Below are 17,396 nucleotides of genomic sequence, written 5' to 3'. Positions count from 1 at the left end.
GCCTCCTTCCCGCAGACCGGAGCAGCATGAACAGGACCATCCTGGTCGTCGAGGACGACCCCGCCACCGCAGACTTCCTGGCTTCCGGCCTCGAACAGGAGGGCTACCGCGTCCAACGCGCGGCAGACGGGTTGCGGGGTCTCGAACTGGCGCAGTCGGGCGATCTGGACGGGATCGTGCTCGACCGGATGCTGCCCGGCCTCGATGGCCTGACCCTGCTGGAGACGCTGCGCGCGCAGGGCTGCGACACGCCGGTCATCATCCTTTCCGCCATCGGCTCCACCGACGAGCGCGTCCGGGGCCTGCGCGCCGGATCGGACGACTATCTGGTCAAGCCCTTCGCCATGCCCGAACTGCTGGCCCGTCTGGAAGTGTTCCATCGGCGCCGTGCCACAGCACCGGCCGTCGTGACCCGACTTGCCTGCGAAGACCTCACGCTGGACCTGCTCGCGTCCCGTGCCGAGCGCGCCGGACATGTGCTGATGTTGCAACCGCGGGCGATCCAGCTTCTCGAATTCCTGATGCGCAACCAGGGACAGGTCGTCACCCGCTCGATGATCTTCCAGAAGGTGTGGAACTACGACTTCGATCCCGGCACCAATGTCATCGACGTCTACGTCAGCAACTTGCGCAAGGAAGTCGACCGACCGGGTCTGGTGCCTTTACTCCGCACCGTGCGCGGTGCTGGATACAGGCTTGGGACGCCGCGGTGAACTTCGCCTCCCTCCTTCGTCGACGCGCGCCCTGGCGCTCCACGGCAGGCAAGTTCCTGCTGCTGTATCTGGCGCTGTGCTTCGCATGCACCGTGCCCGCGCTGCTCTACGTCTATTTCGAGACCGACCGCATCCTCCTGTCGAACTTCCAGCGCCCGCTGGAGCACGAGCAGAGCCATCTGCTCAGCCATTACAAACGGGGCGGTATTCCCAACCTCGGCAAGGCGGTCGCGGACCGGTCGGGGCCGGATTACAAGGACGACACCGCCATTCTGCTCGTCGATGCGCGGGGCCGAAAGCTCGCGGGCAATGTCCTGGCCTGGCCCCCGGGTATCGGCGCACCCGAGACGTGGCGAACCGGCCTGCTGCACCGGCAGGACCGCGCCAGGCCGGAAGAGTTTCTCGTCCTGACGACCCGCTATCCGACCGGTGAGCGACTGCTGCTGGGCGGCCTGCTCGACAACCGCATCCATATGCAGCTGGCACTGCTGCGCGGACTTGCCGGCGCGCTGGCGCTGGCGATCCCGATCGGCCTGCTCGGCAGCATCGTGCTGGTGCGTGAGATGAACCGCATGGTCGAGACGATCGCCACCGTGGGCGAGCATGTCGGCGCCGGGGACTTGCGCCGCCGTGCCGAGACGGACGGCAGCGGCGATCCGGTGGACCGGCTCAAGACTTCGCTGAACGCCATGCTCGACCGGATCGAAGTGCTGGTGGAGGAACATCGCACCCTTACCGACGCCTTGGCCCACGATTTGCGGTCTCCGCTGACCCGCATCCACATCCAGGTCACCGAGGCGCTGGCGGCAGCACCCGATCCGGCCGATCTCGCCCGGTTCGAGGCGATCGCGCACGAAGTCGGCATCGTCCTGCACATGCTGGAAAGCGCACTGGAGATCAGCCGTGCTGAAGCCGGGGTGGGGCGCGGCACGTTCGAACCGTTCGACCTTGGCGCAATGCTGGCCGACCTTGGCGAGATCTACCAGCCGCTGGCCGCAGCCGGGGGCGTGACGATCACCGTCGCCTGCCCGCCCTGCCTGGAACTGCACGGCAACCGCGCCTTGGTGGCGCGCGCGCTGGCGAACCTCATTGACAATGCACTGAAGTACGGCGCGGCGGGCGGATTGATCGCGCTGGAGGCCGAAGCCGTCGATGCCGAGGCGCAGATCTGCGTCGCCGATCGCGCAAGCGGCATCCCCGCATCGCGCCGCGACGAGGCGATGCGCAAGTTCGGCCGCCTCGACGCTTCGCGCAGCACGCCGGGCACGGGCCTCGGCCTCAGCCTGGCGAGTGCGGTGGCCTCGCTGCACGGCGGGCGGCTGGAACTGGAGGACAACCACCCCGGCCTGCGCGCCCGCCTGATCCTTTCGCGCCTTCCTGCGTCTTCATCCGATCATCAAGGAGCATCCGAATGACCCTTTCTCCCAAGACACGCCGCGTCCTCGCGGGGCTCTCCGCTCTCCTCCTGTCAAGTGCCTCGGGCAGCGCCATGGCGCAGGAAGCGCGCAACGTGATCCTGTTTCTAGGCGATGCGGGCGGCCTGCCCACGCTCAACGCGGGCGGCATCCTTGCCAATGACGCGCCGCAGTCGCTGTACATCCACACGATGCCTTACGTCGGCCTGTCGGACACGTCCTCGCTCAACCAGTGGGTGACGGATTCGGGTGCGGGGATGACCGCGATCATGACCGGCCACAAGACCAACAACGCTATGGTCTCGGCCATTCCCTCGGGAACCGGCGGCGCGGTCGTACCGGTCAAGAGCCTGCTCGAATATGCCGAGGAGCGCGGCCTTTCCACCGGCGTCATGACGAATATGAAGATCTGGGACGCGACGCCCGCGGCGACCTTCGCTCACGTCGGTGCCCGCAAGAACAAGGACGAGATCTTTCGCCAGATGCTCAAGCCCCGCTTCGGTGACGGCGTGGACATCCTGATCGGCAAGGGCCGCGCCGATGCCGCCGGGTCGTTTGCCGCACAGCAGACCACGCCGGAGAAGGCCTTCAACGCGGCGGGCTACCGCTATGGCGAAGACCCGGCGATCGTGCGCGACGGTGCCCGCGTGGCCGTGCTGCGAGACGCCGACTTCGCACCGATTCCGGCAGTGGAAGCGACGATCGCCCAGCTTGCGCGCAACCCCAAGGGCTATTTCCTGATGGTCGAGTGGGACATGCACACTGACGATGCGAAGAAGGGCCTCGCGCACGTCAAGGAAATGGACGACATGATCCGCCGCGTCAGCCAGATCGCGGGCAAGGATACGCTGATCCTGTTTACCGCGGACCACAGCTTCGGCCTGCGCGTGGGTGGTGGCAAGCGTGGGACGCCGCTGCTGGAGCAGTACGATGTCGAAGCCGCCAAGCTGGGCATGACAAATACCGCCAACGAAGTCATTAGCGTGCAGGACGGACACACGGGCGAGGAGGTCATCGTAGCCGCAACCGGCCCTGGTGCAGACAAAGTGCATGGCTTCATGCCGAACACCCGGCTGTTCGACATCATGCTTTCGGCATTCGGTTGGAAGCGGGACAACTAATGAGGATGCAGAGAGGTTGCTGCTATCCGCAGCAACCTCTCTGGCGTATAGAAAATCTTGCTTCAGGATCGATAGTATTTGAGTGTGCAATCTCAGGCGGCTGCAAATCCTCGGCCGTCGTCATGTGCCCCACGATGCGCTGGACGAGGCGTGTCAGCGATGACCGCTTTCCTTCTGTCGGTACATTGGCGGCGCCCGACAAAATCGTGCAAAGCGGCCACCTGTCCGGTACTGGCGAAATCCGACGCTGCGTCTCACTCTCGGGAACGACGGCTTCGTCCCACTTCCACTCGTTCGGGGCTGAGGAAATTGGCGACCCCTTGTCGGTCATTCAGCACCCATTTTTACGCTCTCAGGTATGGACCGGCAGCTTCCTCATTCGGGATGCCTTGGACTGGCCGATTGCGGAACGTCTGGTCCAGAGGCCTAGCGTGCAGATAGCTGACGCTTGCGCGGCGTCGGCTCCTATCGACTAACTCAAGCCACTATTGAGATATGGCACGAACAATGGCTGTTCCTAAAAGCGGTCAAAGCCTGAAACCTGTTCCTTCCGATTTGGGAAGAAGATCGTCTTCCCATCGCCCTTCGATCTTGAGCCCCAAGGCGTCGAGAAGCAGACAGGAAGGATGAGGTTTTGTTACCGGTGAGGCAAGGTATTGAAGTTGGGCACTTGCACCGGAGTGCGCTCTCCAGTCGACCGCAGCGCCCAACTTCGACAGCCAAAAAATGTCTGCGGCGAACCACGAGGGCTCGCCGCAGGTCATAAGGTTTATGTTATTAGAAGCTAAGGCTGGCGTCGAGACCGAACGTGCGTGGCATGTTGAAGTTACCGTATTCGCCCATCACATTGGAAATGCTGCCCGTGCGTACGTTAGTGGCGCCCGGGGAGCCAGGCAGCGCCTGCGTCGGGTCACGTCGGTACACGTAAGCCTCGTTGAACAGGTTACGTCCCCAAAGGCCAAAGGTCAGTTTCTGACCGTGACCGCCCATATCCAAGTCCGCCAACGAAAGGCGACCGTTGAAGATCAAAGATGCATCGTTTGTGCGCGCATAGGCATCGAAGGTCTGTGTCGACTGCGCATAGTTTCCGTCGAAGTGGAACTTAAGCGAGGCACCGGCACCACCAACAGGCAGGACATAGTCAATCGAACCACTCGCTGCATTACGCGGTGTGAAGACGATGAAGAACTGCTGCATGACCGTGCTTTGGTCGGTGATCACACCCGCCGCATTGCGAGCGGTATACGTGATCGGAGTGAGTGGCAGCTTGGTGTAGGTATAAGCGTAGCTGGCATTCAACGTCAGACCTTCGAACGGCTTTACCGTCAGGTCCGCTTCGATACCCCTGATCTTCGCATTGCCCGGGAGATTGATGGTCTCCAGGTTGTTGTAGGTGCTGGCGCCAAGATACAGGAAAGTGTTGATATCAACCTGACTGTTGCTGCGATCCATGATGTAGCCGGTCAGGTTGAAACGTGCGCGGCGATTCCAGAAGTCCGCCTTGATGCCAGCTTCATAGGACTTTACGTCCTCAGGATTGAACGGCTGATAATTGATCGTTCGCGAGCTTGCACCACCCGCGCGATAACCAGTCGCATACTTGGCATAGACATGAACGTCCGGATTGAGGTCGTAAGCGAGCGTGATCATTGGATCGAACCGGTTCCAGGTGCGATCGAGTGGTTGATATCCGCGAAGGGTAGCTTGCGCGGGGTTAGTTACATAGTTCACGCCGCTGGCGATGAGCAGTTCGCCATGCTTCTTGTCATGCGTGTAACGACCGCCCACGGTGAGGTGTAATGCCTCCGTCGCATGCCAGGTTAACTGGCCGTAAGCGGCGTAGCTCTTCGAGACAACTTCGGAAGCCCGGTCGATCGTGGCGAACGGATTGGTGAACACCGCAGGATTGATCGTGTAACCCGTAACTGCACCCGTGTTGGGATCAACAGTCCACAAGTTCGAGTTCGGCGTCGCCGCATCGTCGCTCACATGCTCATTGAAATAGAACAGGCCCGCGACATAATCGATGCTGTTGATTGAGCCGACGGCCTGCAGTTCCTGGCTGAACTGACGTTGGCGCAGATTGGCAAGGCTGTAGCGGCTGAACGGCACCGTCGTGGGGAACAGGCCGGTGGCGGGGTTACGCGTTATAGCCAGAACAGGCGGACGGTGAGCGCCACCGGCATTGTCCCACTGCTCAACGTCGACACCGCGCCATGCGGTGATGGACCTGATTTCAAGTTCAGGCCCAAAATTCCACTTGAAGTTATTGGTGAAACCGTGGGTCTTGTCGACGCTCGGTTGCTGCGGAACACCAATGTCGGCGTTGCGCATCAAAGTCTTCCCGTTGACAACCACGCCGGGGCCAGTGGGGCGTACTGTGCCTGTCAGATCGGTATAATTGGTTCCGGGAAGTACGCAGTTTGGAGAAGCGGACTGCGGGCCGGCTTGGCAACCATAGGGATTGAAGGCCAGCAACTGACTGTAGAACGGAGAGTTCTTGTCTTCAGCCACGTCATAGGCGAAATCGTTGGTGATCCCGCTTACAGGCTGCCAACGTACGGCAATACGGCCACCGGTGCGGTCGTAGTATCCCCAGCCCGTCTGGCCAGGCATCGGATTCCTAGTCGTCGGCCCCTGATACTGCTTAACAGCATCCACCTTCACGGAGAAATTGGCGAACTCTGGCAGGTCAATGTGCGCAGCACCCGAATAAGCGCCAAGATTGCCGATACCACCTTCGATCCGGCCACCGAACTCACCGGTGGGTGCTCTGGTGACGATCGAAAGGGCGCCGCCTTCCGTGTTGCGGCCGAACAGTGTGCCTTGCGGCCCCTTCAGGACCTCCACGCGTTCAGTGTCAAACAGTGCAGCGTTGAGGCCATGCTGGCGTCCCAGGTAAACGCCGTCGATGTAGACACCGACGCCCTGTTCGCGTGCGGGCTGGTTTGCGTCGAGCGGAACGATACCGCGAATGCCGATCGTCAGCGCAGATTGGCGTGCTTCGAATGTCGTCACACGAAGCGACGGTACACCGCCATCGGCAAGATCGAACAAGCTCTGGACGTGGCGGTCCTTGATCATCGCCGTATCTACGACGCTGATCGAAATCGGCGTCTTCTGCAAATTCGTCTCGCGCTTGGTTGCGGTGACGACGATGTCGCCCAATCCAAAATCACTCGCGCTATCGCCGGGGCTTGATTCGGCTGTCTGCGCCATTGCATTTGTGGCCAATAAGCTCGCGAGGATAGTACCTCCAAGCGCGCTAAGGCGAATGGATTTGTTCAACATTTTGATATTAGCTCCCTGGAAAGACACCTGAATGGTCTGCCGGGGGCGCGAATATGGAGCTTTAAAGTCAGATCGATGCAGGTCTGATGACACCAGCGACACTGACGTTGTAACTATCTGTCAGAAATCATTTAAGGTAATGATTTTCAATCATTTAACAAAGTGTTGCTCGCGCAAATTTATCTGTGAGCAATCTGGCGGACCGAGGTGTTCGATTTCGTTTCCACCTCGCTGGGCTTGTTGGTCAAGGGCAGAGTGAGCAGGACCTGCAATCCAGGTAAAGCATCTCCGAGCGTGACATAACCACGGTGCAGTCTGGCAATCGCTTCGACGAGTGATAGACCGAGCCCATTGCCGGGCAAAGTCCGCGCCGCTGCCAGTCGACCGAAACGCCGCATAGCGGTGGCACGCTGATGCTCAGGGATGCCGGGGCCATCGTCCGCGACGCAGATTGTAACGGTGTCCGAAGCTACTCTGACATGTAGCTGTATCGTGGAGCCGGGCGGCGTATAGCGAACAGCATTCTCCAGCAAGTTGATGACGGCTTGCATCAGCAGTCTTCGGTCGCCAAAAATCCAGGCGGTTTGATACCCTTCAAGCAGGAGGAAATGCCCTTCCTCTTCGACCAGAGCCTCAACAATCGCTGCTGCATCGTTGCACATTTCGGTCAGATCGAAGTTTTCAAACCCGGCTCGTCGGCGCCCTCCCTCGACCTCCGCTATGCGTAAGATGGCTGAGAACATCTCAAGAACCTGATCGATCTCGATGAGCGCATCATCTATCCGGTTCTGCAGATGGGTTCCAGTAGCCTCGCGCCGAGCCAGCACCAATCCTGCACGCATGCGGGCTAATGGTGTCCGCAAATCGTGCGCGATGTCATGAGAAACATTGGAAATACTGGTCATCAGCGCTTCGATGCGGTCAAGCATGCGGTTGAACGTCGAGGCTTGGTGATCGAGTTCGCTTCCTGAGCCATCTACAGGTACGCGCTGTTTCATGTCTCCATCGATGACCGCCTCTGCGGTCGAACGCATCGCGCTCACGCGGCGGCTTATCTGCCTTCCGAAAAGGATCAACCCAACAATGACGATAAGGATGATGGAGATGAAACCGATCAGGATGATCTTTAACCGAGCGGACCGAAAATGCTCGATGGGTTCGGTTTCAGCAAGGGTGGTCAAGATCATATCGTTACCGATATCACGCACCAGCGCCCGGCCACGCGTGAGCCCCTCGATCCCATCTTTTTGGGTAAGATCCGAGAACCCTTCTGCGAAGCGCCGCGGCAACACGACGTTGCCTCCCAGCCTTCGCCCCTGTCGATCTGACAGGAGGAAACCGATATCGCCGGAATCGCGCCGCCGGGAAGCAAGATCGATGCGGGTAATAACCTCGCTGCGAACTGGGGATGTTCCAGGAGACGCGATCTCCTCACTCTCGTTCGTAATCCGCCGGTCAACCAGGTCCACGATTGCAGCATCAGTCGCGATCAGTGTTCCTGCAGCGGTAGAGACAAGCGCTACCAGCACCGCGAAGAAGAACAGAAGCGCCAAGGTTCTCAGCGTCAGTGGTTTCATGGTTTAGGCCCGAACCATGTAACCCAGCCCTCGGACGGTAACGACCGGATCATCGCCTACTTGCGCGATAATGCGGCGACGCAAGCGGCTAACATAGGAATCGACGAATTTCGACTGAGGTTCGAGATCGACACTCCAAAGACGCTCACACAGCATCTTGCGTGTCAATACGGTATCAGCATTACGGACCAATTCTGAAAGCAGATTGAACTCCATCTTCGGCAAGTCCAGCGCCACCCCTCGATACCAGGCGCGCAACCGCTTTGGACTGATGATGATCTCCTTTGCGGATACGGTGTCATTATCAGAAATCGTCCAACTGCGCCCGCGCACCAAGGCATTGAGCCGCGCATGGAGTTCATCCACATCGACAGGTTTGACGATGTAGTCATCGGCTCCGCCATCCAATCCATCCACCCGGTCACAAAGCTGACCGAGTGCGGTTAGCATGACAACCGGTATAGTGATCCCGTCCGCCCGCAGCCGCCGGACTACTGTCAGCCCGTCTACCTGCGGCAAAATGCGATCGAGGACTACCGCCTCGAACTGGTGGTCCAACACCAATTGCAAAGCCACATGGCCATCATGCGCAGTGGTGACATCATGACCACTCGTCCGCAGTTCGGTTGCAAGGTAGCCCGAAAGATACGCGTCGTCTTCGACGAGCAGAATATTCACGAGAGCACTCCAGATCCGGGCAGGATGGGTAAGCGACAGCAGTTGACCTTCGCTCAGGACCCAAACGCATTGCTAAAGACCGTTGGTGAAACGCGTCGCGAAGCCAGTTCGGTGTGCGAATGGTGTGTGACAGCGCCCGATGGGCAGATGCCCATTAGTCATACTTAATGACTGATCAATGGCAGCTCTGTGCCAAACTGTGTTTCCGTTCACGAACGTGGCAAAATCACTGTCGAACGGCTTGAATGGGCGCAGGGCAGCCGCCAAGCTGTAGGCCCTGGGTCCTTGCAACGGCAAGGACCCAGGGGAGTTTCAGATTTCAGTGCCCTCTGCGAGCGTCAAAGCGTCCTCCACGTCCACGCCAAGGTATCTCACCGTGCTTTCGATCTTCGTGTGCCCAAGCAAAATCTGGACGGCGCGAAGATTTCCAGTCGCCTTGTAGATGATCGACGCCTTGGTTCGGCGCAGAGAGTGGGTGCCATAATCTTCGCCGGGCAGTCCGATCCCCGTGACCCATTCGTCAACAAGGCTAGCATATTGCCTAGTGCTTATGTGGGCTGCGTGATCGGTACGGCTCGGAAATGCAAAATCCTCCAAGGATCCACCTCTCAGTTCCAGCCATTTGAGCAGGCTGGCGCGAGCATCGGTCATCAGTTCAAACTGAACCGGTCTGCCGGTCTTTTGCTGTACGACCGTGGCCCGTGTTCGAATTTTCCGATCACAAACGATATCGCTGATCCTGATCTTCACCAGATCGCATCCGCGAAGCTTGCTATCGATGGCCAGGTCAAAGAGGGCACGGTCGCGGATCCGCCCATGCTGGTCGAGAAAGAAACGGATCGCCCATATCTGACGGGGCTTTAGCGCTCGCTTCGCACCAACCTTGCGCCCGGCGTTCCAACATACCCGCTCACGAGCGGCGGGATCAAACTCTGATAATCCCATGACACATCTCCTATGGCCCTGACGGCCATAGGTAGAACGCTTCAGGAGAGGCGACCCTTTGTCGCCGTTCAGGAGCCGGTTCTGGAATCCCAGGTACAGACAGTCTGCTTAGGTAGCTCGCGACCAACTTAAGCCGCTCCGCGGCGCGCGCGTGAGAGGCCGCGCTCGCCGAACGAAACATCGCGGCCCGCATCCCGTCAAAGAAAAACCGAAAGGTTCTTATCCCGCACGATGCCGTGCTCTATCGCCAGCGCCACAAGATCGAAAACATGTTCGGCAGGCTCTAGGACTGGCGCCGTATCAACACTCGCTACGATCGATGCGCGCGCACCTTCATGTCAGCCATCTGCATCGCGGCAACCTTCATCTTCTGGATCGATCAATGAGTCCTGAGCTTAGATGACGCGTTACCCGATCTGGCGTGGAGCTTTTACAATCGGCCGCTGGTCGATTTTGTCGCTTCGCCAGCGCATGGGGAGGTCGTCTCCGCCGCGATCATCTTTGTGATGGACACCGATGATCTACGGCGCTCTCGGCAGCCTCATGCTCCGAAGAATTTTCCATCCATGAGCATTCTCAAACGAAATCTAACGGTGCTTGGTCAACAGTTCTTGAGACGTAATCTTTTCTACTTTGTGTGCATATGTCTCTGCGAATGAAACAAATTCAACAGACGCATACGGTTTAAACCAAAAGAGTACTCTTTTTACGAGCGCCTTCCATCTATGTTTTTAAGGACGATTTTTAGGAGCTTGTGTGTGCCGCGATTCCGCGATCCTCGATAGAGATGTCCGCTAAAAACAAAGGGAGAGGCGCGGCTGCTCCCAATGATTTGCGCGAGTGCCCGCAGGAGCCATCTCAAGATAGCACCTGTCCGCCCTCATCGACGTACATCGCTCCAGTATCAATGTATCAACCGGAGGGGGCAGTACCAATGCAATTCAATGACATTGACTTCGTCATTATCGGAGCGGCCAAATCGGCGACCACGTGGCTTCAGACGCAGCTGCAGTCGGACCCGGCGGTTTACATGCCTGATCCGGAGTTGCACTATTTCTCCAGAGAGTACGACCGAGGAGAAGAGTGGTATCTGTCGCAATTCAGCGACGAGGGAGCGGGCCGAATCGTCGGCGAGAAATCGAATTCCTACCTTTACATGCCCGAAGCACCGGCCCGCCTCCACCGACACCTGCCTCATGTGAAACTGATTGTGCAGCTACGCGATCCGGTGGAACGCGCCTATTCCAACTACTGCATGCTTTTCAGGCGTGGCGAAGTCGGGGTGGACATAGGGAACTACCTCGATCCCTCGCTGGGTGAGAATTTGCGGTTTCTGGTTGGGGGCAATTTCGCTTCGCACTTGCAATCCTATGTCGACATTTTCGGACGTGAGGCACTTCTCATTCTTCTCTTCGAGGGTGTGCTGGATGACCCGGAAACGCAGATGTCACGCGTCCGGACCCATCTCGGCTTGCCGCCGCGGCGTCTGGCACCAAGCGGGCAAAATAAAGTGAAAGACAGGACGGTCCCGATCGTACCCGCCGGATTGCGAAAGCGTCTGGCCTGGATGAAACCAATTGCTCGTCCGTTACGAGGTACCGCCGCTTTTCAAGCCGTTCGCAATTTGGTTGCGCGCGAGACCCGATACCCGCCATTAACAGATGATCTTCGAAATCGTCTCAATGATTACTATAGACCATCAATTGAATTATTAGAGAACATGAGCGGCCATTCACTCAGTCACTGGTACGGACCGGTAGGCCGGGCACAGCAGGAAATGGCTGACGCAGACGGGTTTGCGCGGATCAATTATCTAGGGGAAGGTGCGGCTATATGAAAACATTCATCATTACGGGAATACAGATGAGAAACAAAGGCGCGCAGGCCATGTTTCTTTCCCTGAGCTATTCCTTGAAATCGATTTACGGTGAATGCGAGGTAATCGGTTTCTCAGATAAATACGACGACCCAGAGCAATATACATTCACATTGCTGCCGTACGACGACTTTACGCGTCCAATGTTGAAATACGATTTGTGCAGGGTGCCATTTCTAGTAAAAATATTAGCTAGTATTGTTGGGCGTCTGCGAAAAAGCGATAAATGGCGTGATAAGATTACAGAGATGAGGAAGGCTCTGCAAAGAGCGGATGCTATCTTTGACGCGAGTGGTTACACGTTGGGCTCCGGGTGGCCTAAGCAAAGCGGAAGAATGCTATTAGATACAATTAAAATTGCTCGGCGTTTCAAGAAAAAGATAATTCTTATGCCGCAAAGCTTCGGACCATTCGATTGGGGTGAGAAAGATGACTCTAACTTTATCGGCGAGGTCAAGAAAGAACTGACTTATCCTTTGCGGATATATGCTCGCGAGCGCGAGGGGTATGAATGTCTTACCTCTATCGGTCTTCGTAACGTTCAATTATCAGCAGACATGGTGATTAGGGAAAAGATTTTTCCTAGTGTCGGCCAAATCTGTTCTGACTATAGGGATGAGGGAAAAAATTATCCTACCCAAAATTCTGTTGGCTTCATTATAAATAAAAACATATTTAGATTTGGCGATTCGTCTTCGATTATCGATTTGTATGCGAAAATGCTTCAGAAATTACTGGACAACGGCGAGAAGGTTTACGTTCTAAACACATCGACGGCAGATACGGATCTGGTCGAAAAAATACTTGCCAAGGTAAAAATAGGCCCAGAAGTGCACGTAATTTCCGGAGAATTTTCAAGCCCGGAACTGATAGAAATTATCGCACGATTTAAATATGTCGTCGCGTCACGCTATCACTCGGTGGTCTTCGCTTACAGAAGCGGTGTCCCTGCAGTCGTACTGGGGTGGGCCAGTAAATATTCTGACCTTACGGCACTCTTTCAACAGCAGGATTACGTCTTCGACATCAGAGATTCGGATGCCGTGAGAATCCTGGAAGGAGTGGATAAAATGAGGATGAATTATGAGGATGAAGCAAAGCGCATAAAAAGAAGTCTGGAAAATGTCCAAGCTACATCTGTAGTGGAGCAGGCGGTACGTGTCTTAGATGAGCCAGGCCTATCAGCAGGCGTTGCGCATTACCAAATCGCATCCCCGCGCGGGAATGGGCAAGCTAACACTACTTTGGCAGAAGTATGATTTTTGGGATTCCCATGTCGCTGATTGCGTGATTCATGGGGAGCCAGCTTTGACGGAGGCTGGCGATGGACGAAGACTGGCAGGCGGATCTTGAGCGTTGGCTGGCGCCTTATCTGGAAGCCTTGGGGAACAAGACGCGGCGTCGAATGTGCCCAGCCTATATTGCTGGTCTGATCGGACCCGGTGATCGCAAAAGCATCCAGCCCATGGCAGCCCGCTCAGATGCGATCCATTATGACCGGCTTCATCATTTCATCGGGGCCGGTCTGTGGGACAGCGCCCCGTTGGAAGCGACCTTGTGGAGCCAGGCGGATGAATTGGTTGGTGGCGATAGAGCCTGGCTGATCATCGACGACACTGCCTTGCCAAAGAAGGGCAAGGCCTCGGTTGGCGTCGCGCCGCAGTATGCCACGGCGCTCGGGAAGAATGCCAACTGTCAGACGCTGGTGTCGGTGACGCTGGCTTCGAGCGAAGTTCCGCTCATGCTGAGCTTGCGACTGTTCCTGCCGGAAAGCTGGACAAGCGATACCGCTCGCATGGACAAGTCGGGCGTGCCTGCTCCTTTGCAGGAATATCGCACCAAGCCCGAGATCGCGATCGAGGAGATCGATCGCATCATCGCTGCCGGCGTGCGCTTCGGCTGTGTGCTGGCTGATGCCGGTTATGGGCTGTCGGCTCCGTTCCGGCAGGCGCTGAGTACACGCGGCCTCTGCTGGGCTGTCGGCATCCCCAGGCACCAGAAGGTCTATCCGACCAACGTGCAACTGATCTTCCCGGTCGCAGGCCGCGGTCGCCCTCGGGTACGGCATGTGCCGGACGTCAAATCCATGGCCGCGCACGCGATGCTCGAAACTGCGAAGTGGTGGCAGGTCAGTTGGCGCAAGGGAACCAAGGGACGACTGACGGCCCGCTTTGCGGCCATGCGCGTGCGCATTGCCGATGGTGCGCCTCAGCGGATCGGCTCTGCCGGGGCCCAGCACATGCCAGGTGAGGAAGCCTGGCTGGTGGGTGAGCATCGCTCGAATGGCGAGCGAAAATACTATCTCTCCAATCTGCCCCGCGACACTCCGATCAAGGCTCTCGCAGGCGCGATCAAAGCGCGCTGGATCTGCGAACAAGCGCATCAGCAACTCAAGGAAGAATTGGGGTTGGATCACTTCGAAGGACGATCCTGGACTGGACTTCACCGCCATGCCTTGATGTCGATGATGGCCTACGCCTTTCTGCAGTCTCGAAGGCTCGCTCAGGCGGGGCGGAAAAAAAAGAGTCCTTGGCCCGCCTCCCCAACCCACCTTGCCGGCAGTGCGCCAGGCCATCCTTGACCGCCTGTCTCGCTCACCGCCGGAGCAATGCCCTCACTGCGGATGCAACCTCATCAGGCATTCCAGCAAACTTCTGCCAAAGTAGTACTAAGCTCAGGACTCATTGATCGATCCAGAAGATGAAGGTTGCTGCGATGCAGATGGCGGACATGAAGGTGTGCGCGCGTCGATCGTAGCGAGTGTGGATACGGCGCCAGTCGGACACTTCGAAAAACCGGTAACGCCTGACGGCATGAGATGATTCACTGCGCGAGCGCGACAGGGGAGGCGGTGATGGTTGGACAGCCGGGTTTCTTCGATCTTTCGGACCGATATGAGGCGTTGAGCGTGGCCGGTGATCCGTTGGAGCGCTTGGCGGCCGTCGTGGACTTCGAGGTATTCCGTGGGCCACTGGTCGCGGCGCTGCGCCGCGGCCCTCGGGGCAAGGGTGGGCGTCCGCCGTTCGACCCGGTCCTCATGTTCAAGATCCTGGTGCTGCAGGCGCTCTACTCGCTGTCGGACGAAGGGACGGAATTCCAGATCAAGGACCGGCTCTCGTTCCAACGCTTCCTGGGCCTGGGTCTCGACGGAACAGTGCCCGATGCGACAACGGTATGGCTGTTTCGGGAGCGCCTGGTGAAGGCCAAGGCGATCGACAAGCTCTTCGCCCGGTTCGATGCGGCGCTGACCGACCGGGGCTACCTCGCCATGGGCGGGCAGATCATCGATGCCACCGTGGTGCCGGCGCCCAAGCAGCGCAATACCGAAGAGGAGAAGGCGGCAATCAAGGCGGGCCGGATCCCCGAGCGCTGGAAGGACACCCGCAGACGCGGTCGCTGGTCTATTTCGCGCGGAGAGCGGCGGCGCGCCGAACTTTGCCGCCGAGGTCTACCCGAAATATACCGGACTGGTGGTCGCAGACGGGCAGGTGCGCACCATGACCTGGGGCTTTCCGCGCCGCGCGGTGAGCAAGAAGACGGGTAAGCCACTGAAGCCTACCGCTACCAACAATGCGCGCGACGACCAGCTGCGCGGCAACCCGATGTGGCGGGACAGCTTCCGCGCTCGGCGCTGCCTTATTCCCGTTTCCGCCTGGGCAGAGGCGCAGGGCCCGGCTGGGCGCATGACGCGGACCTGGTACTCGCTGCCCGATCAGGAGCTGTTTGCGGTGGCCGGCATTTGGCGACCGACCGATGCGTGGGGCAATGCTTACTCCATGGTCATGGTCGATGGCTGCGCGCAAATGGCCGATGTCCACGATCGCATGCCGACGATCCTGGCGCCGGAAAACTGGGCAACCTGGACTGATGGCACACCGGACGAAGCCTTTGCCCTGTGCCGGGTCTGGGAGAGCCCCTTGGCGGTGGATCGGACCGATCAGCTCTGGTTGGGACGAGCGACCAAGCCGAGAGGGTTCCAATCCGGATCGAGCGATGAACCGGTCCTGCTGTGACGCGTGCCCGAGCCGCTTTTTGCGTTCATTCCTGGCGACCTTTTTGGGCGACCGTACATGCAGTATGCCAGATCGCATGAACCAGCTGGCCGCCTCCAAGGTCCTCACGACGGTTAATGCTTCCTATCGCGGCAGCTTGGACGCCCGCCAGCTTGCGGAGCGGATTTCCGATCCTCGCAGTGCTGCCCTTGTCGACGCGTTCGTCTTCGCGTTCTTTTCCGAGGTGAGGGCGGACCTCCAGCGAGATTTTATCGAGGCGATGAAACTCGACATGGCATCGGTAATCCACGTCGCTCGGCTGTACGCGGCAAAAGCCGGGATGTCGCTCGCGCTAGCCGATTGAGCCTCACTCGGGTCGCGGCGCACCGCCAGAGCCAATCCGGGTCGAGGCCGCAGGCGGTACGATGCACTGACGGCGCGGTGCCGTCAGCGATCAGGTAGGGTGCTGGAAACGATTCAGCAGGAGCTCGGTCATGATGGTGGTGAGCGTTCAGATTTGGCCGAACGGGGACGAGTCGGGTCGTTTTGAAATTGGACGCCTCGAAGAACCGGCTGATTTCGGCATGATGGCAAGGTGAAGGCACGGGGGCCCGGTGTGCCTCTGTTTCATCCTCCTGATCTTCTGATTTTCGGGTGTTGGGCGGCCTTAAGGCCGGTTTTCGGCGTCACGCGGGCGCAGTTCGCCCCTCAAGCCAGGCGAGCCGCTGAAAGTTATAAGCGAGGTTGGCCATGCCGATCTTGATGCGGGCGCGAGCGATGCCGATGGTGCGCACGACCAGGCCCATGCGATGCTTCTGTCCGGCGAAGACATGCTCGACGGCCGAGCGAACCGCCGAGCGCCTTGCGTTGGCGCGTGCAATACGCTCGGGCATCGCCCGTCGGTGCGGTTTTCGCTGGTGGATGTGGCTGGTGAACATGCCCTTGGCCAGGAAGGCCTCGTTCTTCTTCGATCGGTAGGCCGTATCGGCCCAGACGCCCGAGGCGGTGTTGTCCGGACTGATCAGCACCGGCAGCCTGGCCCCATCGTGAGCATTCGCCGCGCTGGCATCCCAGGTGCGGATCAGGCCGTGAGCCCGGTCGATGCCGATGTGGTTCTTATAGCCAAACATCGGAATGGCGAGGTCGACCGGCTTGAACGCCGTGGGATCGGCGCCTTCCTTCACCTTGGCCTTGGTGTACTTCACGCTCCAGCGGGCATCGCGATCCTTCTGCCGGACTTTCGCAGGCCTGTCCTTCCAGCGCTCGGGGATCCGGCCCGCCTTGATTGCCGCCTTCTCCTCTTCGGTATTGCGCTGCTTGGGCGCCGGCACCACGGTGGCATCGATGATCTGCCCGCCCATGGCGAGGTAGCCCCGGTCGGTCAGCGCCGCATCGAACCGGGCGAAGAGCTTGTCGATCGCCTTGGCCTTCACCAGGCGCTCCCGAAACAGCCATACCGTTGTCGCATCGGGCACTGTTCCGTCGAGACCCAGGCCCAGGAAGCGTTGGAACGAGAGCCGGTCCTTGATCTGGAATTCCGTCCCTTCGTCCGACAGCGAGTAGAGCGCCTGCAGCACCAGGATCTTGAACATGAGGACCGGGTCGAACGGCGGACGCCCACCCTTGCCCCGAGGGCCGCGGCGCAGCGCCGCGACCAGTGGCCCACGGAATACCTCGAAGTCCACGACGGCCGCCAAGCGCTCCAACGGATCACCGGCCGCGCTCAACGCCTCATATCGGTCCGAAAGATCGAAGAAACCCGGCTGTCCAACCATCACCGCCTCCGCT

General features: G+C 58.8%; 13 protein-coding genes and 2 pseudogenes. 10 read left to right on the top strand and 5 right to left on the bottom strand.

The window, feature by feature from the left end; translation table 11 throughout:
* Positions 1-26: 26 nt before the first annotated feature.
* The 3 genes from AC4D6D_RS11180 to AC4D6D_RS11170 are packed head-to-tail and all read left to right on the top strand — an operon-like array spanning position 27 to position 3,249.
* Positions 27-713, top strand: a complete 687-nt coding sequence (locus AC4D6D_RS11180) for a response regulator transcription factor (protein ID WP_491325327.1) — start codon at positions 27-29, stop codon at positions 711-713.
* The gene (locus AC4D6D_RS11175; RefSeq protein WP_491325326.1) at positions 710-2,128 is read left to right on the top strand and encodes a sensor histidine kinase; all 1,419 of its coding nucleotides are present in this window, start codon (positions 710-712) and stop codon (positions 2,126-2,128) included. Before AC4D6D_RS11180 ends, AC4D6D_RS11175 begins: the two co-directional genes overlap by 4 nt.
* Entirely contained in the window at positions 2,125-3,249 is a 1,125-nt protein-coding gene (locus AC4D6D_RS11170; RefSeq protein ID WP_491325325.1) for an alkaline phosphatase, read from the top strand. The genes AC4D6D_RS11175 and AC4D6D_RS11170 overlap by 4 nt, the downstream gene beginning before the upstream one ends.
* 777 nt (positions 3,250-4,026) lie before the next feature.
* Here AC4D6D_RS11170 and AC4D6D_RS11165 read toward each other — a convergent pair.
* The 4 genes from AC4D6D_RS11165 to AC4D6D_RS11150 form a co-directional block, all read right to left on the bottom strand.
* Positions 4,027-6,540, bottom strand: coding sequence for a TonB-dependent receptor (locus AC4D6D_RS11165; RefSeq protein WP_491325324.1), 2,514 nt, complete (start codon positions 6,538-6,540; stop codon positions 4,027-4,029).
* A 179-nt stretch (positions 6,541-6,719) separates the two neighbouring features.
* A complete protein-coding gene (locus tag AC4D6D_RS11160; RefSeq protein ID WP_491325323.1) occupies positions 6,720-8,117 on the bottom strand; it encodes a sensor histidine kinase in 1,398 nt (465 codons plus the stop codon).
* A gap of 3 nt (positions 8,118-8,120) precedes the next feature.
* Positions 8,121-8,795 (bottom strand): response regulator transcription factor, encoded by a 675-nt coding sequence (locus tag AC4D6D_RS11155; RefSeq protein ID WP_491325322.1) that lies wholly within the window; start codon positions 8,793-8,795, stop codon positions 8,121-8,123.
* Between the two features lie 312 nt (positions 8,796-9,107).
* Entirely contained in the window at positions 9,108-9,740 is a 633-nt protein-coding gene (locus AC4D6D_RS11150; RefSeq protein WP_491325321.1) for a tyrosine-type recombinase/integrase, read from the bottom strand.
* Positions 9,741-9,976: 236 nt separating this feature from the next.
* Here AC4D6D_RS11150 and AC4D6D_RS11145 point away from each other — a divergent pair.
* The 7 genes and pseudogenes from AC4D6D_RS11145 to AC4D6D_RS11115 form a co-directional block, all read left to right on the top strand.
* Positions 9,977-10,126, top strand: a pseudogene (locus tag AC4D6D_RS11145) (transposase); the annotation flags it as partial.
* 548 nt (positions 10,127-10,674) lie between these two features.
* Entirely contained in the window at positions 10,675-11,577 is a 903-nt protein-coding gene (locus AC4D6D_RS11140; protein WP_491325320.1) for a sulfotransferase family protein, read from the top strand.
* Positions 11,574-12,875 carry a polysaccharide pyruvyl transferase family protein gene (locus AC4D6D_RS11135; RefSeq protein ID WP_491325319.1) on the top strand — a complete coding sequence of 434 codons (1,302 nt, stop codon included), beginning with the start codon at positions 11,574-11,576 and terminating at the stop codon, positions 12,873-12,875. Before AC4D6D_RS11140 ends, AC4D6D_RS11135 begins: the two co-directional genes overlap by 4 nt.
* A gap of 65 nt (positions 12,876-12,940) precedes the next feature.
* A complete protein-coding gene (locus tag AC4D6D_RS11130) occupies positions 12,941-14,197 on the top strand; it encodes an IS701 family transposase (protein WP_491325318.1) in 1,257 nt (418 codons plus the stop codon).
* A gap of 273 nt (positions 14,198-14,470) precedes the next feature.
* Positions 14,471-15,022: pseudogene (locus AC4D6D_RS11125) on the top strand (transposase); the annotation flags it as partial.
* Positions 14,904-15,629 carry an SOS response-associated peptidase gene (locus AC4D6D_RS11120; protein WP_491325317.1) on the top strand — a complete coding sequence of 242 codons (726 nt, stop codon included), beginning with the start codon at positions 14,904-14,906 and terminating at the stop codon, positions 15,627-15,629. The pseudogene AC4D6D_RS11125 and the gene AC4D6D_RS11120, both read left to right, overlap by 119 nt.
* 76 nt (positions 15,630-15,705) lie before the next feature.
* Complete coding sequence (locus AC4D6D_RS11115; protein WP_491325316.1) at positions 15,706-15,972, top strand: hypothetical protein; 267 nt, start codon at positions 15,706-15,708, stop codon at positions 15,970-15,972.
* 322 nt (positions 15,973-16,294) lie between these two features.
* Here the strand turns inward: AC4D6D_RS11115 and AC4D6D_RS11110 are convergent, their stop codons facing one another.
* Complete coding sequence (locus tag AC4D6D_RS11110) at positions 16,295-17,383, bottom strand: IS5 family transposase (protein WP_491325315.1); 1,089 nt, start codon at positions 17,381-17,383, stop codon at positions 16,295-16,297.
* Between the last annotated feature and the right edge of the window lie 13 nt (positions 17,384-17,396).

The sequence above is a fragment of the Novosphingobium sp. BF6 genome (assembly GCF_058273105.1).
The sequence above is the reverse complement of the archived record's forward strand: the minus strand, read 5'-3'. Positions and strand labels throughout refer to the sequence as shown.